Source organism: Mycobacterium deserti, assembly GCF_025345615.1.
GTDB classification, from domain to species: Bacteria; Actinomycetota; Actinomycetes; order Mycobacteriales; family Mycobacteriaceae; genus Mycobacterium; species Mycobacterium deserti.
Window position 1 is genome coordinate 1,010,609 of sequence record NZ_JAODWD010000001.1, and the last position, 22,879, is coordinate 1,033,487.

Annotated in this window: 24 protein-coding genes; 11 read left to right on the forward strand and 13 right to left on the reverse strand. The window is 65.6% G+C overall.

Going from position 1 to position 22,879, the window contains the following annotated elements; translation table 11 throughout:
- Positions 1-3: 3 nt before the first annotated feature.
- Both N4S67_RS05115 and N4S67_RS05120 read right to left on the reverse strand, forming a co-directional pair.
- Positions 4-729, reverse strand: coding sequence for an acetoacetate decarboxylase family protein (locus N4S67_RS05115; protein ID WP_260991811.1), 726 nt, complete (start codon positions 727-729; stop codon positions 4-6).
- 52 nt (positions 730-781) lie between these two features.
- On the reverse strand, positions 782-1,813 hold the full coding sequence (locus N4S67_RS05120; RefSeq protein ID WP_260991812.1) for an LLM class F420-dependent oxidoreductase: 1,032 nt from the start codon (positions 1,811-1,813) through the stop codon (positions 782-784).
- A 58-nt stretch (positions 1,814-1,871) separates the two neighbouring features.
- On the opposite strand from N4S67_RS05120, the gene N4S67_RS05125 reads away from it, so the two are divergent.
- The 5 genes from N4S67_RS05125 to N4S67_RS05145 are packed head-to-tail and all read left to right on the forward strand — an operon-like array spanning position 1,872 to position 6,390.
- A complete protein-coding gene (locus N4S67_RS05125; protein ID WP_260991813.1) occupies positions 1,872-2,876 on the forward strand; it encodes a Zn-ribbon domain-containing OB-fold protein in 1,005 nt (334 codons plus the stop codon).
- A gap of 10 nt (positions 2,877-2,886) precedes the next feature.
- A complete protein-coding gene (locus N4S67_RS05130; RefSeq protein WP_260991814.1) occupies positions 2,887-3,942 on the forward strand; it encodes a thiolase domain-containing protein in 1,056 nt (351 codons plus the stop codon).
- A gap of 2 nt (positions 3,943-3,944) precedes the next feature.
- Positions 3,945-5,114, forward strand: a complete 1,170-nt coding sequence (locus tag N4S67_RS05135) for a thiolase domain-containing protein (protein WP_260991815.1) — start codon at positions 3,945-3,947, stop codon at positions 5,112-5,114.
- Positions 5,111-5,989, forward strand: a complete 879-nt coding sequence (locus N4S67_RS05140; RefSeq protein WP_260991816.1) for a TIGR03619 family F420-dependent LLM class oxidoreductase — start codon at positions 5,111-5,113, stop codon at positions 5,987-5,989. The genes N4S67_RS05135 and N4S67_RS05140 overlap by 4 nt, the downstream gene beginning before the upstream one ends.
- Positions 5,986-6,390, forward strand: coding sequence for a nuclear transport factor 2 family protein (locus N4S67_RS05145; RefSeq protein ID WP_260991817.1), 405 nt, complete (start codon positions 5,986-5,988; stop codon positions 6,388-6,390). Before N4S67_RS05140 ends, N4S67_RS05145 begins: the two co-directional genes overlap by 4 nt.
- Here N4S67_RS05145 and N4S67_RS05150 read toward each other — a convergent pair.
- Both N4S67_RS05150 and N4S67_RS05155 read right to left on the reverse strand, forming a co-directional pair.
- Positions 6,387-7,379: an MOSC domain-containing protein gene (locus N4S67_RS05150; RefSeq protein ID WP_260991818.1), complete on the reverse strand. Its 993-nt coding sequence runs from the start codon at positions 7,377-7,379 to the stop codon at positions 6,387-6,389. The two genes, N4S67_RS05145 and N4S67_RS05150, sit on opposite strands and share 4 nt — an antisense overlap.
- Before the next feature lie 15 nt (positions 7,380-7,394).
- Positions 7,395-7,922 carry a gamma carbonic anhydrase family protein gene (locus N4S67_RS05155; protein WP_260991819.1) on the reverse strand — a complete coding sequence of 176 codons (528 nt, stop codon included), beginning with the start codon at positions 7,920-7,922 and terminating at the stop codon, positions 7,395-7,397.
- 99 nt (positions 7,923-8,021) lie between these two features.
- On the opposite strand from N4S67_RS05155, the gene N4S67_RS05160 reads away from it, so the two are divergent.
- The 3 genes from N4S67_RS05160 to N4S67_RS05170 are packed head-to-tail and all read left to right on the forward strand — an operon-like array spanning position 8,022 to position 10,271.
- Positions 8,022-9,176 (forward strand): 3-ketosteroid-9-alpha-hydroxylase subunit A, encoded by a 1,155-nt coding sequence (locus tag N4S67_RS05160; protein ID WP_260991820.1) that lies wholly within the window; start codon positions 8,022-8,024, stop codon positions 9,174-9,176.
- Positions 9,173-9,625 carry a hypothetical protein gene (locus N4S67_RS05165; protein WP_260991821.1) on the forward strand — a complete coding sequence of 151 codons (453 nt, stop codon included), beginning with the start codon at positions 9,173-9,175 and terminating at the stop codon, positions 9,623-9,625. The genes N4S67_RS05160 and N4S67_RS05165 overlap by 4 nt, the downstream gene beginning before the upstream one ends.
- Positions 9,626-9,635: 10 nt before the next feature.
- A complete protein-coding gene (locus N4S67_RS05170) occupies positions 9,636-10,271 on the forward strand; it encodes a sensor domain-containing protein (protein ID WP_260991822.1) in 636 nt (211 codons plus the stop codon).
- Between the two features lie 3 nt (positions 10,272-10,274).
- On the opposite strand, the gene N4S67_RS05175 is transcribed toward N4S67_RS05170, so the two are convergent.
- The 3 genes from N4S67_RS05175 to N4S67_RS05185 are packed head-to-tail and all read right to left on the reverse strand — an operon-like array spanning position 10,275 to position 13,332.
- On the reverse strand, positions 10,275-11,420 hold the full coding sequence (locus N4S67_RS05175; RefSeq protein ID WP_260991823.1) for a sulfotransferase family protein: 1,146 nt from the start codon (positions 11,418-11,420) through the stop codon (positions 10,275-10,277).
- A complete protein-coding gene (locus N4S67_RS05180) occupies positions 11,420-12,202 on the reverse strand; it encodes an SDR family oxidoreductase (protein ID WP_260991824.1) in 783 nt (260 codons plus the stop codon). Before N4S67_RS05180 ends, N4S67_RS05175 begins: the two co-directional genes overlap by 1 nt.
- A 2-nt stretch (positions 12,203-12,204) precedes the next feature.
- On the reverse strand, positions 12,205-13,332 hold the full coding sequence (locus N4S67_RS05185) for a hypothetical protein (protein WP_260991825.1): 1,128 nt from the start codon (positions 13,330-13,332) through the stop codon (positions 12,205-12,207).
- An 84-nt stretch (positions 13,333-13,416) separates the two neighbouring features.
- Here N4S67_RS05185 and N4S67_RS05190 point away from each other — a divergent pair, with 84 nt between their 5' ends.
- Complete coding sequence (locus tag N4S67_RS05190; RefSeq protein WP_260991826.1) at positions 13,417-14,319, forward strand: IclR family transcriptional regulator; 903 nt, start codon at positions 13,417-13,419, stop codon at positions 14,317-14,319.
- Positions 14,320-14,446: 127 nt separating this feature from the next.
- Here the strand turns inward: N4S67_RS05190 and N4S67_RS05195 are convergent, their stop codons facing one another.
- The 5 genes from N4S67_RS05195 to N4S67_RS05215 form a co-directional block, all read right to left on the reverse strand.
- Positions 14,447-14,851 (reverse strand): heme-binding protein, encoded by a 405-nt coding sequence (locus N4S67_RS05195; RefSeq protein ID WP_260991827.1) that lies wholly within the window; start codon positions 14,849-14,851, stop codon positions 14,447-14,449.
- A gap of 83 nt (positions 14,852-14,934) precedes the next feature.
- A complete protein-coding gene (locus N4S67_RS05200; RefSeq protein WP_260992064.1) occupies positions 14,935-17,019 on the reverse strand; it encodes a RecQ family ATP-dependent DNA helicase in 2,085 nt (694 codons plus the stop codon).
- 7 nt (positions 17,020-17,026) lie between these two features.
- Entirely contained in the window at positions 17,027-18,085 is a 1,059-nt protein-coding gene (gene dmpG, locus N4S67_RS05205; RefSeq protein ID WP_260991828.1) for a 4-hydroxy-2-oxovalerate aldolase, read from the reverse strand.
- Positions 18,082-19,035 (reverse strand): acetaldehyde dehydrogenase (acetylating), encoded by a 954-nt coding sequence (locus N4S67_RS05210; protein WP_260991829.1) that lies wholly within the window; start codon positions 19,033-19,035, stop codon positions 18,082-18,084. Before N4S67_RS05210 ends, dmpG begins: the two co-directional genes overlap by 4 nt.
- Positions 19,036-19,048: 13 nt before the next feature.
- Positions 19,049-19,834: a 2-keto-4-pentenoate hydratase gene (locus N4S67_RS05215; protein WP_260991830.1), complete on the reverse strand. Its 786-nt coding sequence runs from the start codon at positions 19,832-19,834 to the stop codon at positions 19,049-19,051.
- 83 nt (positions 19,835-19,917) lie between these two features.
- Between N4S67_RS05215 and kstD the strand changes: the two genes are divergently transcribed.
- On the forward strand, positions 19,918-21,630 hold the full coding sequence (gene kstD / locus N4S67_RS05220; RefSeq protein WP_260991831.1) for a 3-oxosteroid 1-dehydrogenase: 1,713 nt from the start codon (positions 19,918-19,920) through the stop codon (positions 21,628-21,630).
- Positions 21,630-22,490: a MaoC family dehydratase gene (locus tag N4S67_RS05225; protein WP_260991832.1), complete on the forward strand. Its 861-nt coding sequence runs from the start codon at positions 21,630-21,632 to the stop codon at positions 22,488-22,490. The genes kstD and N4S67_RS05225 overlap by 1 nt, the downstream gene beginning before the upstream one ends.
- Here the strand turns inward: N4S67_RS05225 and N4S67_RS05230 are convergent.
- Positions 22,487-22,783 (reverse strand): hypothetical protein, encoded by a 297-nt coding sequence (locus tag N4S67_RS05230; RefSeq protein ID WP_260991833.1) that lies wholly within the window; start codon positions 22,781-22,783, stop codon positions 22,487-22,489. The two genes, N4S67_RS05225 and N4S67_RS05230, sit on opposite strands and share 4 nt — an antisense overlap.
- Positions 22,784-22,879: the final 96 nt, after the last annotated feature.

Genomic DNA, 22,879 nt, shown 5'->3' on the forward strand with positions numbered 1-22,879 from the left:
CGATCAAACCTCCTGCGCGTCTGCGAAAGACATCTCGACGTTGCCAGCCGAACTGGAGACCAACGCGCGTTTGGGGAAGCCTAGCGATGCGAGTTCTTTGGCGTAGGGGTGTTCGCCCAAGCGCACCCGCGCACCGCCGGGGCGGTAGCGCACATCGGACAGCGTCATCTCGCCGAGGGTCTCACGGCGCACCCCGTCCCGGTAGGAATAGGTTGGGTGCGCCTGCGGCTTCGAGGTGAACGCCGCGGGCACCGAAAGGCCGGACTTGAAGTCCATGCCGACCACGAACTGGCCGTCGATGTTCAAGTCAAACGAGTACGTGTTGCCGTCGCGAATTATGAAGTCGGCCATCACTTTTGGGTAGCCCCAGATCTTGGTGCCCGCCTCGAGCGTGAACGCCTGATCCACCGGCAGATGGTGGATGAACGCGCCCGCCGACTGCAGCGCGCGCAGGCTCCAGCTGCCCGGGGCGCGGTCGACCCCTGGCGGGTTCACCATCACGTTGGTCCCGTACTCCCAGTACTGACCGAGGTCGCCGTCCTCGTAGCGCATCAACATCAGCACGACGATCGCGCGCCCCGGCAGGTAGCGGCACACCTGGAAGCCGCTGTAGTCGATCATCTTCTGAGCGGCGTCGGCGTCGACCGAGAACATCGCCATGTGTTGGTGCGCCTTGCGGATTTTCACCGGCATCGTCAAGACGGTGCCGGCGATGGTGTGCTGCGTCATCGCGCCAATCTAGAACGCGGTGTAGACAACTAGCAAGAAGTGTCTACTTCTCCTACACGAGCGCGGCGAGCTCACGGATCTGCTCGGTGGATCGCGCGCCCACCACCATCATCGTCACCCCGGCTGCCTCCCAGGCCTTGATCTGCTCCTGGACGAAACCGAGGTCGCCGACGATCGCGGAGTCGTCGACCAACTCGTCGGGAATGACCTTGGCGGCCTCGTCCTTGCGGTCGCTGCGGAACAGCCGCGTGACGTCGTCGACGACCTCGGCGTAGCCCATCCGGCGGTAGACGTCGGCATGGAAATTGGTGTCCTCCGCGCCCATGCCACCCATGTAGAGCGCCAGGTGCGGCTTCATCAACTCCATGATCTCCGCGCGGTCATCGGTGACGACGACCTGCGCCGTCGCGCAGATCTCGAAGTCCTCGCGGCTGCGGCGTGCGCCGGGGCGGGCGAAGCCTTCGTCGAGCCATTCGTTGTACATGTTCGCGATGCGCGGCGAGTAGAAGATCGGCAGCCAGCCGTCGCAGATCTCGGCCGCCAGCGCGACGTTCTTCGGGCCCTCGGCACCAAGCATCACGGGGATGTCGGCGCGCAGCGGATGCGTGATCGGCTTGAGGTTCTTGCCGAGCCCTGTGGTGCCCTCGCCGCTCAACGGGAGGGGATAGTGCGGCCCGTCGCTGTGCACGGGGGCTTCCCGAGCCCACACCTGCCGAAGGATGTCGACGTATTCGCGGGTCCGGGCCAGCGGCTTCGGGAACTTCTGCCCGTACCACCCCTCGACGACCTGCGGGCCGGAGACGCCGAGCCCGAGGATGTGCCGCCCGCCCGAGAGGTGATCGAGCGTGAGGGCTGCCATTGCGCACGCGGTCGGCGTGCGGGCCGATAGTTGGATCACCGACGTGCCGAGGCGCATCCGCGTCGTCTCCCGGCCCCACCACGCCAGCGGGGTGTAGGCGTCCGACCCCCACGCCTCGGCGGTGAACACAGTGTCGAAGCCGGCCTCCTCGGCCGCGGCGACCAGTTCGGCGTGGTTCTCCGGTGGCTGCGCCCCCCAATAGCCGAGCTGCAATCCGAGCTTCATGAGACCGCCTCCACACCCGTCCTTGAATCCATTCTTAGAACCTGTTCTACTCGATGCCGTGACCACGAGCCAAAGCAGCCCGGTGCAGATCGACGCGCATGAGCCGCCTCTTTCGGCGCCGCTGAAGCTGTCTTTCGACTACACCCGTTCAGTCGGACCACTCCTGTCCCAGTTCTTCACCGCCCTGCGCGAGCGACGCATCGTCGGAGTGCGCGGTTCGGACGGGCTGGTCTACGTGCCACCTGCCGAATTCGATCCAGTCACCTATGAACGATTGACCGAGATCGTACCGGTGGCCGGCGTCGGGACCGTGTTGTCGTGGACCTGGCAGCAGACGCCGCTGGAGGGTCAGCCGCTGGACCGGCCGTTCGCCTGGGCGCTGATCAAGCTCGACGGCGCCGACACCCCGCTTCTGCATGCCGTCGACGCCGATTCGAAGGACGCGATCAGCAGCGGTACCCGGGTACACGCGCACTGGGTCGACGAGCCCGTCGGCGCGATCACCGACATCGCCTACTTCTCCCTGGGCGAGGAGGCCGAACCCGAGGGTGAGGCCGACGACCGCGATCCGGTGACTGTGCAGGTGACGCCGAGCAGCATCGAAATCCAGCACACCGCCTCGTTTCCCGAGAGCACCTTCCTTCGAGCGCTCGAGGAGGGCAAGCTGCTGGGCGCGCGCTCGAAGAAGGACCGCAACGGAGCGCCGGGCAAGGTGTACTTCCCGCCGAAGGAGGCGGACCCCGCGACCGGACTGGAACTCGACGAGTTCATCGAACTGCCGGACAAGGGCACCGTGACGACGTTCGCGGTCATCAACATCCCGTTTGCCGGACAACGCATCAAGCCGCCCTACGTCGCGGCCTACGTGCTGCTCGACGGCGCCGACATTCCGTTCCTGCACCTGGTCACCGAGATCGAGGCGGCCGAGGTCCGGATGGGCATGCGCGTCGAGGCGGTGTGGCGGCCCCGCGAGGAGTGGGGCCTCGGCATCGACAACATCGACCACTTCCGGCCGACGGGTGAGCCCGACGCCGAGTACGACTCCTACAAGCACCACCTGTAAAGGGCGGGACATGACTGATATCGCAGTCGTCGGGTTCGCGCACGCGCCACACGTGCGTCGCACCGACGGAACCACCAACGGCGTCGAGATGTTGATGCCCTGCTTCCACCAGCTGTACGACGAACTCGGACTGCAGCAAACCGACATCGGGTTCTGGTGTTCGGGCTCTTCTGATTACCTTGCCGGCCGGGCGTTCTCGTTCATCTCGGCGATCGACTCGATCGGTGCGGTGCCGCCGATCAACGAGTCACACGTCGAAATGGACGCGGCGTGGGCGCTGTACGAGGCATACATCAAGCTGTTGACCGGTGAGGTCGACACCGCGCTGGTGTACGGCTTCGGCAAGTCGAGCGCGGGCGTACTGCGCCGCGTGCTGTCACTGCAGACCGATCCCTACACCGTCGCACCGTTGTGGCCGGACGCTGTGTCCATGGCGGGCCTACAGGCCCGCTTCGGATTGGACTCCGGGAAGTGGACCGCCGAGCAGATGGCGCAGGTGGCGTTGGACTCGTTCGCCGTCGCCCAGCGCACCGACAGCGAGAAGCCGGCGAAAAGCATCGACGAGCTGTTGGAGCGGCCCTTCTTCGCCGATCCGCTGCGTCGGCACGACATTGCGCCGATCACCGACGGCGCGTCGGCGATCGTGCTCGCGGCCGGGGACCGCGCGCGTGAGCTCCGCGAGAATCCCGCTTGGATCACCGGTTTCGAGCACCGCGTCGAGACGCCGGTGCTCGGCGCACGCGACCTGACCACCTCCCCGTCCACCGCCGCGTCGGCGCAGGCGGCGACCGGCGGCGACGCCGGGTCGATCGAGGTGGCCGAGATCTACGCCCCGTTCACCCATCAGCACCTGATCCTCACCGAGGCAATCGGTCTGGGCGAGGGGACCAAGGTCAACCCGTCGGGTGGCGCGCTGGCGGCCAACCCGATGTTCTCGGCGGGCCTCGAGCGCATCGGCTTCGCCGCGCAGCACATCTGGAACGGCTCGGCGCAGCGGGTGCTGGCCCACGCCACGAGCGGCCCTGCGCTGCAACAGAATCTGGTCGCTGTTCTGGAAGGGAAATAAAGATGGCGGGCCAACTCGCAGCGGTGCTGGGCACCGGGCAGACGAAGTACGTCGCCAAGCGCCAGGACGTATCGATGAACGGCCTGGTGCGCGAGGCCATCGACAAGGCGCTGGCCGATGCCGGGGCGACGATGGACGACATCGACGCCGTCGTGGTCGGCAAGGCGCCGGACTTCTTCGAGGGCGTGATGATGCCCGAGTTGTTCATGGTCGACGCGGTCGGCGCGACGAACAAGCCGCTGATCCGTGTGCACACCGCGGGTTCGGTCGGCGGATCGACCGGTGTGGTCGCCGCAAGCCTGGTGCAGTCCGGCAAGTACCGCCGCGTGCTCGCGATGGCGTGGGAGAAGCAGTCGGAGTCGAACGCCATGTGGGCGTTGAGCATTCCGGTGCCGTTCACCAAGCCCGTTGGCGCAGGCGCGGGCGGCTACTTCGCACCGCACATCCGCGCCTACATCCGCCGCTCCGGAGCGCCCGATCACATCGGCGCCATGGTCGCGGTCAAGGACCGGCTCAACGGCGCCAAGAACCCGCTGTCCCACCTGCATCAGCCCGACATCACCTTGGAGAAGGTGATGGCCTCGCAGATGTTGTGGGACCCGATCCGATTCGACGAGACCTGCCCGTCCTCCGACGGTGCGTGCGCGATAGTGATCGGCAACGAAGAGATCGCCCATAAGCGTGTCGCCGAGGGCAGCCCGGTCGCGTGGATCCACGCGACGGCGCTGCGCACCGAACCCCTCGCCTATTCGGGCCGCGACCAGGTCAACCCGCAGGCCGGCCGTGACGCCGCCAAGGCGCTGTGGAAGTCGGCCGGGATCTCCAGTCCGATCGACGAGATCGACGCAGCCGAGGTCTATGTGCCGTTCTCCTGGTTCGAGCCGATGTGGCTGGAGAACCTGGGCTTCGCGCCGGAGGGCGAAGGCTGGAAGCTCACCGAGGCGGGCGAGACCGCGATCGGCGGGCGCATCCCGCTGAACCCCTCCGGCGGCGTGCTGTCCAGCAATCCGATCGGCGCGTCGGGCATGATCCGGTTCGCCGAGGCGGCGATTCAGGTGATGGGCAAGGCCGGTGACCACCAGGTGCAGGGCGCCCGCAAGGCGCTGGGCCACGCGTACGGCGGCGGTTCGCAGTACTACTCCATGTGGGTCGTCGGAGCAGACAAGCCGTGAAGTACACGTGCAGCGTCGCGATGGGTCCGGTCGAGGAACTCATTGATATCGCCAAGACCGCAGAGGAAGTCGGGTTCGACTCGATCGCGCTTCCGGACTCGCTGTTTTACATGGAGAAGCAGTCGGCGGACTATCCGTACACCCCCGACGGGTCGCGGATGTGGAACGCGGACACGCCATGGGTCGACCCGCTGATCGCCGCGGGCGCAATGGGCGCGGTGACGACGACGCTGCAGTTCTACACCAACGTGATGAAGCTGGGTTCGCGAAACCCGTTGCTACTCGCCCGCCAGGTCGGCTCCGTGGCCAACCTCACCGGCAACCGGTTCGGTTTCGGCGTCGGAATCGGCTGGGCACCTGAGGAGTTCGAGTGGTGCGGCCAGCCATACGCCAAGCGTGGCAAGCGCGTCGACGAGATGATCGATGTGCTCAAGCTCGTCCTCGGCGGCGGCATGGTCGAATTCCACGGCGAGTTCTACGATTTCGACAAGCTGCAGATGAGTCCCGCCCCGAGCAAACCGGTGCCGTTCTATGTCGGCGGGCACACCGACGTCGCCTTGAAGCGTGCGGCCCGCGTCGGTGACGGGTGGACCAGCGCGATGATGACCGGCGACCAGCTGGCCGAAACCATCGTCAAGCTCAAGGCGCTGCTCGCCGAATACGGCCGCGCCGACGTGCCGTTCGAGTATCAGGCCGTGTGTATCGACAAGTTCGGCGTCGACGGGCACCGTGAACTCGCCGAAGCAGGTGTCACCGACAACATCGTCATCCCGTGGATGTTCGACGGGCTGGGATTCGATGCGCCCCTGAACAAGAAGAAAGACTCGCTGAAGCGCTTCGCCGATACGTACATCCACTCGGGCTGGCAGGAATGAGCGAGTCGCCGGTACATCTGGCCGGCAGGCGATCGCGCGAGGCGGCCGTCGCGCACGACAAACAGGCCTGGCTGGACAACTTCAGTGACGACGCGATCGTCGAGGATCCGATAGGGCCGTCGCACTTCGATCCCGAAGGGACCGGTCATCGCGGCAAGGAAGCCATCGCGAGGTTCTACGACATGGCGATCGCGCCGAGCGAGCTGACGTTCAACTTCGAGAAGACCTATCAATGCGGCAACGAGGAGGCCAACGTCGGCCACATCGTGATCCGCGCCGCCGGATACGAGGTCACCGCCGAGGGCGTATTCACCTACCGAGTCAACGACGAGGGCAAGATCGAGGCGTTGCGCGCTTACTGGGAACTCGACAAGGCGACCGCCAGCGCCCGAAAGGTCTAGCGCGGCAGTCGATCTGCGGTGGCGGTAGCCAAGCCCAAAGCCAACCGCTTCGCGCGCCTGGTCGCGTTGTCGAGCAGTCTCCGCGGACGCGACGCGACGATCGCCTCGACGGCGACCTGGTCACCCACGCGGACGAGACCAGCGCGCCCGACAGTGCAGTAGACACCCAGACAGCGCTGCGCGCGGGCAGCCACGGCCCGGGTGATCCCGCGGTCGACCTCGAGTCCCGGCTGCGCACGACTGGGCACCACGCAGCGGACCGTCTGTGAGATGACGCGAAGATCAACGTCGCCGAGCGTGGTCTTCGCGCCTACCCACTGCGTCTCGGGCAGTTCCCCGTCCGGATCATCGAGCGCGATCGAAACATTGGGTCGGAACCGCCGCACATCGAGTTCATGACCGACTTCTGCGCCGATGGTCGCCAAGCTGGTCGTCGTCATCACATGGACCGGCGCGAGATCGACGAACATTCCGGGCGGAGTCGAATAACGGCCCAGGGTAAGGAGATCAGCCATCGGGAACAACGCGAAGTCGGGCGGTTGCTCCCCTTCCGCGACACCGAAGTCCGCGCGCATCTGTGCGGTAGCCACGGCAGCTTTCTGGCTCTGCAGGCGCATGCGGTGCAGGCTGGTGTCGTCGGCGGGCGGCAGGGCGGTCAGCCGAACATCGCGGCCGGCCAGTTCGGACAGTTTCGCGTGCACGCCGTCGTCTGTGCTCGTCAGCACCGTGCCGTCGGGGAAGGTGATCTCGACCTCGGGTGCGTTGCCGGGTCCGGCATCGGGCGGCACGGGCGCGACATAGCGAGCCGTTGCCTTCAGCAGCGCGGGGACCCGTCGCGCCGACGCTGTGATGTCTTGTTCGAGATCGCGAACCGCCCACAGTCGGTCGCCGAGCACACCACGCGGACCGATGTCGGTCTGGTCCACCGAGACACCGCCCAGCGATTTGACCGGATAGCGCCAGAGCTCCGCCACCTGACCGACCTTCATCGGGCCACGGTACCGCTAATCGACCGGTTCGAGACCGCTCATGTACCGACGGGCCAGATCCTGGTATGCGGCGGGATTGCTGTCGACCCAGATCTGCGCACCGGTGCCCGCGATCGGACCGCGGACCTTGGCGGGGGACCCGGTCACCACGACCTCGTCGGGAATCTTGGTGCCGCCGACAACCAGGGAGTGCGCGGCGATCAGGCTGCGGGCCCCGATGACCGCGCCGTCGAGGACCGTGCAGTGGTTGGCCAGCACGGCCTGTTGACCGATGTGTACGCCGTGCACCACACACCCATGCGCGACCGTCGCACCAGGCCCGACATCGACAGGAATGCCCGGCGGCGCGTGCAGAACACTGCAGTCCTGGACGTTGGCGCCCTCCCGGACGATGATCGGAGCGAAGTCGGCTCGCAGTACCGCGTTGAACCACACTGACGCGCCCGCCTCGACGTGCACGTCCCCGACCAGCGTCGCAGTGGGTGCGACGAACGCGCCGGGGTCGACCGTCGGTGCTCGGCCCTCGAAGGAGTACAGCGGCATCGTCTAGATATACCGCAGGTAGAAAGCGTTTGGATTGCGCGGCGGGCGGGAAAAACTGTAACGTGTTCTAGTTAGAGAGCACAGACTTGGAGGCTTCACGTGAGCACCGACGCAAGCGTTCGCGAGATCGACACCGGCGCCCTGCCCGACCGGTATGCACGCGGTTGGCACTGCCTCGGCCCGGTGAGCGGGTTTCGAGACGGCAAGCCACACGGCATCGAGATCTTCGGCACCATGCTGGTGGTCTTCGCCGATTCGAACGGCGACATCAAGGTGCTCGACGGCTACTGCCGGCACATGGGCGGCAACCTCGCCCAGGGCACGATCAAGGGCGACGAGGTGGCCTGCCCGTTCCACGACTGGCGCTGGGGCGGCGACGGCAAGTGCAAGTTGGTGCCATACGCCAAGCGCACACCGCGGCTGGCCCGAACCCGCGCCTGGCACACCGACGTGCGCGGCGGCCTGTTGTTCGTCTGGCAGGACCACGAGGGCAACCCCCCGCAGCCCGAGGTCAGGATTCCCGACATCCCGCAGGTCGAGAGCGACGAGTGGACCGACTGGAAGTGGAACTCGATTCTGATCGAGAACGCCAACTGCCGGGAGATCATCGACAACGTCACCGACATGGCGCACTTCTTCTACATCCACTACGGCCTGCCGACGTACTTCAAGAACGTGTTCGAGGGCCATATCGCCAGCCAGTACCTGCACAACGTGGGCCGTCCCGACATCAACGACATGGGCACGACCTACGGGGAGGCGCACCTCGATTCCGAGGCGTCCTACTTCGGTCCGTCGTTCATGATCAACTGGCTGCACAACAACTACGGCGGATACAAGGCCGAGTCGATCCTGATCAACTGTCACTACCCCGTCACCCAGAACTCGTTCGTGCTGCAGTGGGGTGTCATCGTCGAAAAGCCCAAGGGACTCGACGAGGAGATGACTGAGAAGCTGGCCAACACGTTCACCGAGGGTGTCAGCAAGGGCTTCCTTCAGGACGTCGAGATCTGGCGGCACAAGACGCGCATCGACAACCCACTGCTGGTCGAAGAGGACGGCGCGGTCTACCAGATGCGCCGGTGGTATCAGCAGTTCTATGTCGACGTCGCCGACGTGACCCCCGACATGACCGACCGCTTCGAGATCGAAGTCGACACCACGGCTGCCAACGAGAAATGGCATGTCGAGGTCGAAGAGAACCTCAAGCGGCAGGCCGAAGACAAGGAGAAGGCGGAACACGCCTCGTCATGAGCTCGCGCGAGGAAGCACCAGATGTCGACCGGCTGGCCCGGGCGATGCTGATGCTGCACGGCGCGCACGATGACGACGACCACGACCACACCGATACCAGCGCCGGGACTTCTTCCAAGGCGCCGGCGTTCAGTGCCGAACGCGCGGCGGCGCTTCGCGAGGCGACCCAGCGCGACCGTGAGCGCTATCTGACGTCCGGTCTGGTGTCGGTCGATTGCCGGTTCTGTCACGTCGCGGTCGACGTCAAGAAGCTCGGACCCGGGCACACTGCGGTGCAGTGGAACGGTGAGGCGACCGCGCGGTGCGCGTACTTCGCCGAGGTCAGGCAGTCCGGCGGCGAGCCCGCTCGCAGCAGGTCCTGCCCCAAGCTGGCTGACAGCATCAAACACGCAGTGGCCGAAGGGTGTCTGGAAGAAGCGTCGACCGCCCCCTCCCCCGGCGACGGGTAATCTTCTCAGTGTGAAGTCGCGGGCATGGGCGCTCCTGCTCGTTGTCATTCTCGCGGGCTGCACCCGGGTAATCGATACGCCGCGGCCCAAAGCCGAGGCGCCGGTCGCTCCCATCACGGCAGGCCAGGTCGGTGAGCTACTCAGCCCCGAGGCCATAGGCGGGGAGGGCAACTTGTTCTCCACCGTCGAACCGCTGGAATGCGCCGGGGTGGCCCGGGAGGTGGACCCGCCGTTCATCGACGACCACCGTCCGGCGGCCACCGATGGCGGGCACTGGACCGTCGAGCAACCCGAGACCTACATCGAGGAGATGGTCGGCGTCTTTCGCGCCGACTTCGACCCGAGGAAAGCCCTGGCGCACACCAGAACCGGCATCGAGTCCTGCCGGGGCAAGCCCTTCACCGTCACGACCATGCGCGGGCGCGAGTACGAATTCCAGCTTCAGCCGCCGATGGAATCCGGGTCGCCGGACATCGTGCTCTGGTCGTTCCGAGCCGTCGACTGGGCCTGCGACAGTGCGTTCGTCGCTGCCCACAACGCGGCCGTCGAGATCTCCACGTGCGGTCCCACCGGAGGCTATGACGTGCTCTCGTTGGCGCGGGACGCGTCGAAACGCATTGCGGCGTTGGCTAATACGACGGCGTGACCGTCACAGGCCTTTGAAGCGCTCCTTGACCTGCTCGTCGGTCAGGCCGTAATCGGCCAACGAGTAGGTGTGCTTCGGAGCCCGCGGCCCCTGCTTGCTCTGCTCGTGGGTCTCCGCCATGGCGCGTCGTGCCGCGTCGGTCATCTCGATGCCGAAGTGCCGGTACACGTCCTCGACCGCTGCGATCGGGTCCTCGATGAGCGCGAAGTAGTCCATGTCGTAGAACTGCGCCTGGTCGTGCTTGGCGCGTTCCTCGGTGAACAGCCTCAGGCCCCGCGACCACGTCTCCAGGGCGTCATCGCCGATCACTCTGCCCTCGAAGCTGTTCGACCAACCCTCGGTGGTGTGCTGCGCCAGAGAACACATCGACGCCATGATGGTTTCCGCTGGGCGGTGGCACTGGATCACCAACGCGTCGGGATAGGTCGTGAACAGTGCGTCGAGCGCGAACAGATGGCTCGGGTTCTTGAGCACCCACCGTTTGTCGGGCTCGTTGAGGCCGATCAATTGGAGATTGCGGCGGTGGCGCTGGTATGGCTTGGTCCAGTCCTGTGCGGCGAGCCACTGCGAATAGGTGGGGATGTGGGCCAACGTCTCATATGACACCGAGTGCAGCGACTGGCGCAGCAGTTGCCAGCACTCCTCGACTTCGTCGGCGGTCATATAGTGCAGACCTGTATAGTCCGGATTCTCCTCGTGCGCCTTGGTGAACTGCGCGTCGAGCTGCTGGAAAACCGGGTTCTGCGACCATGTTTCGCGCGGCGGACGCGGTTGCGGGAACTCCGCGAGCCACAGCTCGAGACCTTGGTGCCGCGGGTCGGCGGCTAGCAACCGGTGGATGGCCGTGGTTCCGGTGCGCGGCAACCCGGTGACGAAGATCGGCTTCTCGATGGAGACGTCGGCGTGCTCGGGATACTGTTTGAACGCCGCCTCACTGACCAGCCGGGCCACCAACGCGTTACGCACGAAGAAGCGCTGCATCTTGCTGCCGAACTCCGTCAGGTCGGCGTCGCGGCGATACGCCTCGAGCAGCATGGCGAGTGCCTCGCGGTAGTTGTCGTCGTCGGTGCCGAAATCATCGAGCCCACAGGCCTTGGTCGCCGACGCGTGTAGGTCGTCGACGGTGCCCACGTCGGTCCTGGGTGCCATCAGGCCTTGTACTCCCCGCAGTTGACGTCGAGGGCCTGGCCGGTGATGCCACTGGACAGATCGCTGGCCATGAACAGGATGGCCGAGGCGACCTCGTCCTCGGTGGGCAGCCGCTTGAGATCACTGTTGACGGCGGCTGCCTTGTAGATCTCGTCGACGGAGGTGCCGTACTTGCCGGCCTGGTGCTCGAAATACCTCTTCAACGTTCCGCCCCAGATGTAGCCGGGCAGAACGGAGTTCACCCGGATGCCCTGCTCGCCGAGTTCGGTCGCCAACGTCTGGGACATGGCCAGCAGTGCGGACTTCGCCATCTTGTATGCACCGTATTTGGCCTGCGAGTGGCGCACGACCATTGAGTTGACGTTGACGACGGATCCTTTGGACTCGGCCAGCGCGGGCGTGAAACTCTGAACCATGCGCAGCGCGCCGAACACGGTCAATTCGATGGCGTCGCGCATGTGCTCGAAGGTGGTGTTGGCGAACGGCTTCATCGACGGCACCCGAAATGCGTTGTTGATCAATACGTCGACCTTGCCGTAGGCGTTGAGCGTCTCCTCGACGAGGTTGTTCACCTGCGCTTCGTCGGTGATGTCAGTGCCAACGGTCACCGTGCGCCTGCCGATGTCGGTGATCTGCTTGGCGACGTCCTCCAGCCGTTCGACGGTCCTGGCGGCCAGCACCAGGTCGGCGCCGGCCTCGGCGCAGCGCCGCGCCAGCGTCGTGCCCAGCGCTGGACCGACGCCGCTGATGACGACGACCTTGCCTGCTAGTAATTCGGCCATGGTCAGCCCACCATTCTGTTCTGAATCTGCTGGTTTCGCAGCGCGATCCGCGCTCGCCAATCCTCGTCCGAGATCTTGTTCGACTCGTAGTACGGCAGCGCCGTCGCGACCTTGTCGATGTCGACGATCTCGACGGTCGGGCCGTCGGCCTCGGTCAACTCCCGCGATAACCGCTGCCATCGAAACTGCAGATAGCCCTTGGCGTGGCCGAGCGTCTCGCACCAGTTCGTCACGCCGGGGTTGGCATCGGATACGACAATGCGGATCTTGTCGTCCGGATCAGCCTGTGCCTGGGTGCCGTTGAGCGAGGTCTGGTGGTTGATGTAGTCCAGCGAGATGTACCAGAGACTGCCCAGTTGAAACCCGAGGTACGGAGCGTCGGTGACCGGCAGGGTGATCACCATCGCCTGGTCCGGCGTCAGGTCGAAATGCCCGACCGACGAGTACTGGGTGGCCAGCCCGCCGGGAGTCAGGCGAGGCGCCACCATCGTGTTGACGGGCAGATTGTTGTAGAACCACTGCGGGAACTGCAGCCACGTCTTGACGCGCTGGACGAGTTGCTTGCCCGCGACGGCGTAACGCTTCTCGATGAGTTTTTTCGTCACCGGGGGCGGTGCGGTGCCTGCGGTGTCTGTTCTCGAGACGCTGATATAGCCTCGCTGCGCTGACCAGTCGTTGTACACCTCACGAATCAGCAACTGCGACGGCGTGTTTGGGGTGACTCGCCACTCGAACGTTCCGTCCGGGGCGATCTCGAGTTCGCGGTCGTCGAACGCGGCCTGGCTGACCGGGACATTGTCATCGGTGTACTCCCCACCGAGCATCTGGAAAGACAGGTCGGTGGTGGTGCCCCGCTTGCCCGTGACGACGTACTCATGACCCGGCTGCACGCGGGTGCCGAAGTAAAGGGTGTCAGGGTTGTCCAGACCCATCTTGGTGAACGGCCCGGTGCCCGACTGCAGGAACGGGTGCTCGCGGTCGTAGTCGAACGCCAGGTGCGTGCACGCCGCGATGCAGCCGGCGAGATATTGCAAGCCTTCGAGTAGATCAGCTTCGGATTCGATGAACGGCGCGGCGGCAACGAGGTTCTCCGCCTCGGCGATGGCCTCGGTCAACGGTTGCGAGTACACGCCTTGAAACTAGAACGTGTTCTACCGGTAGTCAATATACCGACCGCGGAGGTACAAATATGGAACGAATAGTAGTCTGTCCACATGGAGTCGTCCAGCCGCGCCTCGCCGCCCACCGACCGCGTCGTACGCATTCTCGACTTTCTGGCGGCGCACCCCGCCGAGCGCTTCGGCGTCTCCGAGTTGGCCCGCCGCCTTGGTTTGAGCAAGCCGACCTGCCTGGGCATCGTTACTGCTCTTGCCGACGCCGGGTACCTCGTTCGCGACGCCGGCGACAAGACCTATCGGTTGGGCCCCTCGCTGATCACCCTGGGACACAAGGCACAGGAATCGATGCGGGTGAGCCCGGCGGTCCGCGAGCAGTTGCGCCGACTGTCCGACCGGTTCGGTGCCACCGCGGCGCTCTCCGGCGTCATCGACGATCGCATCACGTTGTTGGACCTCGTCGCGCCCGCAGGCGCGCGTCCAGGCGTCGAGGTCGGCCAGAGCTACCCCTTCGCACCGCCGGTCGGCTTGATGTTCGTGCTGTGGGACGACGAAGCGAAACGCAACTGGCTCGCGAAGGAGCCGACGCTGCCACTGCGCACTGAGACGGGGCGACTCAACCGGGTGATCGGCAGGTGTCGCGACGACGGCTACCTCGTGGAACGCCTGACACCGGGCGGGCGGCGACTTTACGCGCTCATGGCGGGCATGACGAGCGACCTGCCCGACGAACTGCGGGCGCTGCTGGGGGAGTTGGTGTCCGACATCGGTGAGCGCGTCTACCTGCGTGAGGACAACTCGCACGGGCGGAAACGCCATGACATCAGTGTGATCTCTGCGCCGGTGTACGACCACGACCGGCGCCAGGTGATGGTCGCATCAATTCATATCGGAAAGTCGTTGACGGACAGCGAAATCGTCGATCGAGCACGGGCACTCGTGACGACCGCCGATGCCGTGACCACACAACTCGGTGGCGTCAAACCCAGCTGGCAAACGTGACGCGGCGACGCATTTCCCGATTGACGTGTCTGCATCCTGAAACGCTCAGGGACGTCACGCAATTGATTTCCACACAACAGTCGCCCTGCCTCACGGCAGGGCGACTGTTTGTCTTTGCGGTCGGGGGCTAGACGTCGATCAGTGCCGTTGAGATCGGAGTCGGCGTCACATCGATGCCGCATTGGCTCGACAGATCGGCTGCCGGCTGGTTGATGGCCGTCAGCTCGGACTCGACCTGCGGATTCTCCGCGAAATAGGTGCGGAAGGCCTCCGTGGCCTGCTCCTGCGGCTGCGTGGCGATCTCGGTCAGCGCCTCGTTGGCCACAGGGTTCGAAGCCAGGTAGGTGCTGGTCGACGCCGACACCGTGCTCGAGGTGCTGGCGATCGCGCTGAGACTGCAATCTGATTCCGCACCGGGCCCAGGCTGCGCATTTGCAGCTGGCGCGACCATCGCTGCGGAACCCAACGCAAGCAGGCCGCCGGCGAACATGCCGTACAGGCCGCGTCGCACGGTCGTTGCGGACATCTTCATCAAATCACTCCTTTGGTCTGCGACTCGTTTGGTCGCTCCGCAATGCGTAACCGATGCGCGGTCCGGCCTAAACAATTGGCTGCTCAGCTGGTCGTCGCCACGGTAAACGGCAGCACGGCCGAGGCGCCCGCGGCGCGGACGACCCGCGCTGCCATGGTCAAAGTCCACCCGCTGTCGGAGAGGTCGTCGACCAGCAGAACCGGCCCGTCTACCGCGGCCACGACGTCGGTACCGGGCGCAACCCACGCCCCGTTCAGCGCCGCCACCCGGTAGGCGGAGTTCGCTGCCGCCACCGGCCGACGATCGGGCGCGTACCGCAGGGTTCCGAGGTCGGTCAGCCTTCCGAGCCGGGCCAACGATCTGGCGAGCGACGAGATCAACAGCGGATGAGTGTTCGAATCCAGCGCCATCACCGCGCTCGGCCGCGATGTCCAGTCCCACGACGCCAACACCTTCACCGCGGCCTGCACGACGTCGTCGGGCACCTCGCGGTCGGTTTCGGAGAGCAGTTGCCGTAGGCGCACGCCCCAGCCAAGATCGGTCAGCCGGCCGATTGCGCGACCTGGAGCCGGCCCGTCGCCGATCTTTCCGCTGAGGTCCAGACCGAGCTTGCTCAGTCCCGAGGGCCACTGCTTGCGCGGCGTGAGTTCCACCCCGGGACGCATCAGCCGTTGCCTGGTGTCCTCCGCGGCGCTTTCGTCGACGTCGACGCTGACGTGCACCCCGGTGCAGTTGTCGCAGCGGCCGCACCGCTCATCGTCGCGCAGCGACGGGTCGTCGAGTTGGGCACGTAGGAACGCCATCCGACATGTGTCGGTGGCCTGATAGTCGAGCATGGCCTGCTGTTCGCGCCTGCGCGCATCGTCGAGCCTGCGGTAGCGCGGTTCGTCGTAATGCCACGGCTCGCCCGTCGCGATCCAACCGCCCTTGACCCGACGTACCGCGCCGTCGACATCGAGCACCTTCAGCACCATCTCCAAACGGGACCGCCCGAGGTCGACAAGTGGCTCCAGCGCAGGTGTCGACTGCGGGCGGTCGGGTTCGAGTGCATGAATCACGTTGCGCACCATGGATTCCGACGGAAACGCCACTGAGGCGAAGTAGCGCCAGACATCCTGATCCTCCCTACCGGGCAGAAGGATGACTTCGGCGCTCGCCGTGGATCGCCCGGCACGGCCGACCTGCTGGTAGTAGGCGATCGGCGAAGAGGGGGCGCCGAGGTGCACGACGAAGCCGAGGTCGGGTTTGTCGAAACCCATTCCCAGCGCCGACGTGGCGATCAGGGCCTTGACCCGGTTGGCGAGAAGGTCCGCCTCGAGCTGTTCGCGTTCCGCGGCTTCGGTGGACCCGGTGTAGGAAGCCACCTCGTGCCCCTGCTCGCGGAGCAGCGATGCGACGTCGTGCGCCTGCGCGACGGTCAGCGTGTAGACGATTCCGGAACCGGGAAGCGAATCGATATGTGCGACAAGCCAAGCCGCTCGCTGGGCCGGATTGCCCGCCCGGACCACCGACAGCCGCAGCGACTCGCGGTCCAGCCCGCCGCGCAACACCAACGTGTCCTGTCCCCCGACACCGAGCTGTGTCGCGACATCCTCGACCACCCGGTCGTTGGCGGTCGCGGTGGTGGCCAGCACGGGGACGTCGGCGCCGAGCTCACCGATCAGGGTGCGGATCCGCCGGTAGTCGGGCCGGAAGTCGTGGCCCCAATCCGATACGCAGTGCGCCTCATCCACCACCACGAGGCCGGCGTCCTTGGCCAACGCGGGCAACACCTGATCGCGAAAGTCGGGGTTGTTCAACCGTTCCGGGCTGACCAACAGTACGTCGAGTTCCCCACCACGCACGCGCTCGTGGATCTCACCCCAATCGGCCACATTGCTCGAGTTGATCGTGGCGGCGTGGACTCCCGCCCGTTCGGCGGCATCCACCTGGTTACGCATCAGCGCAAGCAGCGGCGAGACGATCACCGTGGCACCGCGCCCCGCGCCGCGGAGCAGTTTGGCGGCGATGAAGTAGACCGCCGACTTGCCCCATCCCGTGCGCTGCACGACCAGTGCTCGCCGTCGATGGACCACCAGAGCCTCGATGGCCGTCCACTGGTCGTCGCGCAACTGGGCCGTCGGGCCGGCCAGTTGCTCGAGAATCGCCTGCGCGTCGTCGCGGGTCAGGAAGGCACTACTTAGCCGCAGCCGCTTCTTGTTCGCGCTTGATCTCCAGGGCGATGTCGATCAGTTGGTCTTCCTGGCCGCCGATGAGCTTGCGCTGGCCCGCGCGGTGCAGCAGTTTGTGGGCGGGTACGCCATAGCGCTCGGACTGGCGGATGGCGTGTTTGAGGAAGCTCGAGTACACCCCGGAATAGCCCATGATCAGCGCGTTGCGGTCCAGCAGACACTCCGCGGGCATCGCGGGTGCGACGACCTCCTCGGCCGCGTCGGCGATGTCGAAGAAGTCGATGCCGGTCTTGACGCCGATCTTGTCGAACACCCCGATCAGCGCTTCGACCGGCGCGTTGCCTGCACCCGCGCCGAAGCGGCGGCACGAGCCGTCGATCTGCTTGGCCCCGGCCCGAACCGCCTCGATCGAATTGGCGACGCCGAGTCCCAGGTTCTCGTGGCCGTGGAAGCCGACTTGGGCGTCGTCGCCGAGTTCGGCAACCAGCGCAGAGACACGGTCGGCGACGCCTTCGAGCACCAGTGCACCCGCGGAGTCGACGACGTAGACGCACTGGCAGCCGGCGTCGGCCATGATGCGCGCCTGGGCGGCCAGCTTCTCCGGCGGAATCGTGTGGCTCATCATCAAAAAGCCCACGGTCTCCAAACCAAGTTCGCGGGCCAGCCCGAAGTGCTGGATGGAGACGTCGGCTTCGGTGCAGTGCGTCGCGATGCGGCAGATCGAGCCACCGTTGTTCTGCGCTTCCTTGATGTCCTCCTTGGTGCCGACGCCGGGCAACATCAAAAAGGCGATCTTGGACTCGTTGGCGGTCTCGGCGGCGAGCTTGATCAACTCCTGCTCGGGAGTCTTGGAAAACCCGTAGTTGAAGCTGGACCCGCCCAGCCCGTCGCCGTGGGTGACCTCGATGACCGGCACCCCGGCGGCATCCAGCGCGGCCACGATGGCCTGGACTTCGTCTTTGGTGAACTGGTGGCGCTTGTGGTGCGAACCGTCGCGCAGCGACGTGTCGGTCATCCGCACGTCCCAGATGGGATTGAAGTAGATCTCGTCGGTGACGCTCATGCCTGGCCTCCTGTCGATGCGGAGAGGCTCGCGCCAGCCATTTTCCTGGCGATCTCCTCGCCCACTTTGGCCGCTGCTGCGGTCATGATGTCCAGATTTCCAGCGTAGGGCGGCAGGTAGTCGCCCGCACCCTCCACTTCGACGAACGTGGTGACCACGGCCTGTCCGCCGGAGTTCATCGACGGATCGTCGAACTGCGGTTCGTTGAGCAACCGGTAGCCGGGAACATAGGTCTGCACCTCGGCGACCACGTCGCGGATCGACGCCGCAATCGCCTCCCGGTCGGCGTCTTCGGGGATCGCGCAGAAGATGGTGTCGCGCATGATCATCGGCGGGTCGGCCGGATTGAGAATGATGATGGCCTTGCCCCGTTTGGCACCGCCGATGTTCTGCACCCCCGCAGCCGTGGTCTTGGTGAACTCGTCGATGTTGGCCCGGGTGCCGGGCCCGGCCGACGCCGAGGACACCGACGCGACGATCTCGCCGTAGGGCACTCCGCCCTTGTCTGCCAACGCACGACTGACCGCGTACACGATCGGAATGGTGGCCTGCCCGCCGCAGGTCACCATGTTGACGTTCGGCGCGTCCAGATGCTCACCCAGATTCGCCGGCGGAATCACCCCCGGCCCTACCGCCGCCGGGGTCAGGTCGATGGCCCGGATGCCCGCCTCGGCGTACTTGGGTGCCGCATCGCGGTGCACGTAGGCACTGGTGGCCTCGAACACCATGTCGGGTTTCTCGCTCTGCGCCAGAAGCCAATCGACACCCTCGGCAGACGTCTCCAGACCGAGCTTGCGCGCGCGGGCCAGCCCTTCACTCTCGGGGTCGATACCGATCATCCACCGCGGCTCCAGCCACTCGCTGCGAAGCAGCTTGTACAACAGATCTGTACTGATGTTGCCCGACCCCACGATGGCGACCGAAGCCTTGCTAGATGAACTCAGTGGCATGTCGTTAATCCTTCTATTCGAAGCTCAGCCGTACTGAACCTAGCCCGCTGAAGTCGGCGACGAAATTACTGCCCGGAGGTGCATCTATCGCACGTGTGCACGAGCCGGGAAGGACGATGTCACCGGCTTTGAGACGAACGCCGAAACTCTCGACCTTGCGGGCCAACCAGGCGACCGCGGTCACCGGATTGCCGAGCACCGCATCGCTTCGACCCTTGGCCACGACCTCGCCGTTGTTGGTCAGCACCGCGTCGATGGCCTTGATATCGATGTCCTTCGGCGACACTCGAGCCTCGCCCAACACCCAGCCGGCCGACGAAGCGTTGTCGGCGATGGTGTCGCAGAGCTTGATCTTCCAGTCTTTGATGCGGGTGTCGATCAACTCGATCGACGGTGCGAAGGCGGCCGTCGCCGCCAGCACGTCGTCCTCGGTGCACCCGGCGCCGGGCAGGTCGTCGGCGAGGATGAACCCGACCTCGACCTCGACACGCGGATACAGGTAGTTGGCCGACTGCACCGGCTTGTCCTCGTGGACAGCCATCTCGTCGAGCAGATGCCCGTAGTCGGGTTCGTCGACGTTCATCATCTTCTGCATGGCCTCGGACGACAGGCCGACTTTGTGGCCGATCACCCGCGCACCCTCGGCGACCCGCTGACGAATGTTGATCAGCTGGATCTCGTAGGCGTCAACCACGTCGATGTCCGGGTGCCCGTCGGTCAACGGCGTGATGGGCACTCGGCTGCGTTCGGCTTCGGCGAGGTCGGCAGCCAACTGTTCGCGCACTTCGACGCTGAGCATTTACTAGGTCCCTTCATGGCCCGATCGGGATCGGTGACCGGCACAGTTGTTCTGCGGCGGGGCAATTCTATAACGTGTTCTACATGACGGGTCAGGAGTACGACGTCGTCGTGGTGGGAAGCGGCGCCGCCGGCATGGTCGCCGCCCTCACCGCGGCCCACCAGGGACTATCAACAGTAGTCGTCGAGAAGGCTCCGCACTATGGCGGTTCGACTGCCCGGTCGGGCGGCGGCGTGTGGATTCCGAACAACGAGGTCCTCAAACGTGACGGGGTCTCCGACACTCCCGAGGCAGCGCGCACGTACCTGCACACGATCATCGGCGACGTCGTCGAACCGGAGCGCATCGACACTTACCTCGACCGCGGGCCCGAGATGCTGTCGTTCGTCCTGAAGGCTTCGCCGCTGAAGATGTGCTGGGTTCCGGGATATTCGGATTACTACCCGGAGACACCGGGCGGACGGCCCGCCGGCCGGTCGATCGAGCCGAAGCCCTTCGACGCCAAGAAGCTGGGTGCGGACCTACCCGGCCTAGAACCGCCATATGGCAAGGTGCCGCTGAACATGGTGGTGATGCAGCAGGACTACGTCCGGCTGAACCAGATGAAACGTCACCCGCGCGGACTGTTGCGCAGCGTCAAGGTGGGCGTGCGCACGGTGTGGGCCAACGTCACCCGCAAGAACCTCGTCGGCATGGGCCGCGCGCTGATCGCGCCGCTGCGCATCGGCCTGCAGAAAGCCGGCGTGCCGGTCAGACTGAACACTGCGCTGACCGACCTCTACGTCGAAGACGGCGTCGTGCGCGGCATCTATGTCCGCGATACCAGCTCCCCCGAAAGCTCTGAGCCGCAACTTATTCGGGCGCGTCGCGCGGTGATCCTCGGCAGCGGCGGCTTCGAGCACAACGAACAGATGCGGGTCAAGTACCAGCGCGCACCGATCACCACCGAATGGACGGTCGGCGCCAAGGCCAACACGGGCGACGGCATCCTCGCTGCCGAGAAACTCGGCGCCGCACTCGACGTCATGGAGGACGCATGGTGGGGTCCGACGGTCCCACTGGTCGACGCGCCGTGGTTCGCGTTGTCCGAACGTAACTCGCCCGGGTCGATCATCGTCAACATGTCCGGCAAGCGGTTCATGAACGAGTCGATGCCCTACGTCGAGGCATGCCACCACATGTACGGCGGGCAGTACGGACAGGGGCCGGGGCCGGGCGAGAACATCCCCGCGTGGCTGGTATTCGACCAGCAGTATCGCGACCGCTACATCTTCGCGGGTCTGCAACCGGGACAGCGTATTCCCAAGAAATGGCTGGAATCCGGCGTCATCGTTACAGCACCGACTCTCGAGGAACTGGCCCAGAAGACGGGGCTTCCGGTGGATGCGTTCAAGGCCACCGTCGAACGGTTCAACGAGTTTGCGCGGTCCGGCGTCGATCAGGACTTCCACCGCGGCGAGAGCGCCTACGACCGCTACTACGGCGATCCGACCAACAAACCGAATCCCAATCTCGGCGAGATCAGCCACGGCCCGTACTACGCGGCCAAGATGGTGCCGGGTGACCTCGGCACCAAGGGCGGCATCCGCACCGACGTGAACGGCCGCGCGCTGCGCGACGACGGATCGGTGATCGAGGGGCTCTACGCCGCCGGCAATGTCAGCGCGCCGGTGATGGGGCACACCTACCCGGGCCCGGGCGGGACCATCGGCCCGGCCATGACATTCGGCTACCTGGCAGCGCTGCACATCGCCGGAGCCGCGCGTCCCGGGACATCGGACTCGGGGAAGAACTGATGCCGATCAATCTCGACGAGGCGCTCGGCGCGGAGCTTCCCCCCGCCGAGTTCTCTTGGACCAGCAGCGATATCCAGCTCTATCACCTCGGGCTCGGCGCGGGTTCGGATCCGATGAGCGAGCGCGAGTTGCGCTACCTGACCGACGGCAGCCCGCAGGTGCTTCCGACGTTCGGCAACGTCGCACAGAGCTTTCACCTGACCGAACCGCCTTCTGTGCAGTTCCCCGGCATCGACATCGAGCTGTCCAGGGTGCTGCACGCCAGCGAGGCCGTGTCGGTGCCGGGACCGATCCCGCCGTCCGGCACTGGACGCGCGGTCACCCGGTTCACCGACATCTGGGACAAGGGCAAGGCCGCGGTGATCTGGTCGGAGACGACCGTCACCGCCCTCGACGGGACCCCGCTGTGGACACAGAAGCGGTCGATTTTTGCTCGCGGCGAAGGAGGATTCGGTGGAGAGCGCGGCCCGTCGACCTCCTCCGAGCCGCCGCAACGGGCCCCGGATTACGAGCTGTCCATACCGGTCTCACCGCAGCAAGCGCTGCTGTACCGCATGTGCGGAGACCGAAACCCCCTGCACTCCGACCCCGAATTCGCCTCGGCTGCAGGCTTTCCAAAGCCGATCCTGCATGGGTTGTGCACCTACGGCATGACGTGCAAGGCGATGGTAGACACACTGCTCGACGGCGACGCCGCGCGCGTCGGGAGCTACGGCGCCCGGTTCGCAGGAATCGTGTTCCCCGGCGAAACCTTGAAAGCCAGTATTTGGAAAGAGGGCGAGGGCTTCCTCGCGGTGGTCACGGCGCCCGAGCGAGAAGACGCCGTCGCGCTCGCCGGTGTCGAACTGGTCCCGGCCTAGCAGACATCGAACGGCGTGATGCCGGTGAAGTTGGGCGGAAGTCCCGACCCCACCTGCATACCGCCTTCCCGGCCATCGCGGCGTTCACCATTGGCCGACGCTTGCCGCGCCTGCACGACCGCAGGCCAGTAGGCCGCGGCAATGTCTGCCCACCCGATCGGCCGGCTGCCCGTGGGCTTCCGAGGGACACTGCTCGCGCGGGCGGCCGCGTCGCGCGCATCCGATTCGGTATCCGGGGCTGTTTGGCGCGTCGGAGTGAACCGCGAACCACGGCGGCGCAGATAGACCGTCATCCTGTCCCCCTCCCCGAGACGTTGCGCTGTAGTCGACCGGTGATGCGCGCGACGTTATCAATTGCAACTACTTATCACAAGCAAAGTTTAGAGCCT

Coding starts and splice junctions, on each gene's coding strand:
- N4S67_RS05115 (WP_260991811.1), bottom strand. CDS start 729: ATGACGCAGCACACCATCGCCGGCACCGTCTTGACGATGCCGGTGAAA.
- N4S67_RS05120 (WP_260991812.1), bottom strand. CDS start 1,813: ATGAAGCTCGGATTGCAGCTCGGCTATTGGGGGGCGCAGCCACCGGAG.
- N4S67_RS05130 (WP_260991814.1), top strand. CDS start 2,887: ATGACTGATATCGCAGTCGTCGGGTTCGCGCACGCGCCACACGTGCGT.
- N4S67_RS05135 (WP_260991815.1), top strand. CDS start 3,945: ATGGCGGGCCAACTCGCAGCGGTGCTGGGCACCGGGCAGACGAAGTAC.
- N4S67_RS05145 (WP_260991817.1), top strand. CDS start 5,986: ATGAGCGAGTCGCCGGTACATCTGGCCGGCAGGCGATCGCGCGAGGCG.
- N4S67_RS05150 (WP_260991818.1), bottom strand. CDS start 7,379: ATGAAGGTCGGTCAGGTGGCGGAGCTCTGGCGCTATCCGGTCAAATCG.
- N4S67_RS05155 (WP_260991819.1), bottom strand. CDS start 7,922: ATGCCGCTGTACTCCTTCGAGGGCCGAGCACCGACGGTCGACCCCGGC.
- N4S67_RS05165 (WP_260991821.1), top strand. CDS start 9,173: ATGAGCTCGCGCGAGGAAGCACCAGATGTCGACCGGCTGGCCCGGGCG.
- N4S67_RS05175 (WP_260991823.1), bottom strand. CDS start 11,420: ATGGCACCCAGGACCGACGTGGGCACCGTCGACGACCTACACGCGTCG.
- N4S67_RS05180 (WP_260991824.1), bottom strand. CDS start 12,202: ATGGCCGAATTACTAGCAGGCAAGGTCGTCGTCATCAGCGGCGTCGGT.
- N4S67_RS05190 (WP_260991826.1), top strand. CDS start 13,417: ATGGAGTCGTCCAGCCGCGCCTCGCCGCCCACCGACCGCGTCGTACGC.
- N4S67_RS05195 (WP_260991827.1), bottom strand. CDS start 14,851: ATGAAGATGTCCGCAACGACCGTGCGACGCGGCCTGTACGGCATGTTC.
- dmpG (WP_260991828.1), bottom strand. CDS start 18,085: ATGAGCGTCACCGACGAGATCTACTTCAATCCCATCTGGGACGTGCGG.
- N4S67_RS05210 (WP_260991829.1), bottom strand. CDS start 19,035: ATGCCACTGAGTTCATCTAGCAAGGCTTCGGTCGCCATCGTGGGGTCG.
- N4S67_RS05215 (WP_260991830.1), bottom strand. CDS start 19,834: ATGCTCAGCGTCGAAGTGCGCGAACAGTTGGCTGCCGACCTCGCCGAA.
- kstD (WP_260991831.1), top strand. CDS start 19,918: ATGACGGGTCAGGAGTACGACGTCGTCGTGGTGGGAAGCGGCGCCGCC.
- N4S67_RS05225 (WP_260991832.1), top strand. CDS start 21,630: ATGCCGATCAATCTCGACGAGGCGCTCGGCGCGGAGCTTCCCCCCGCC.
- N4S67_RS05230 (WP_260991833.1), bottom strand. CDS start 22,783: ATGACGGTCTATCTGCGCCGCCGTGGTTCGCGGTTCACTCCGACGCGC.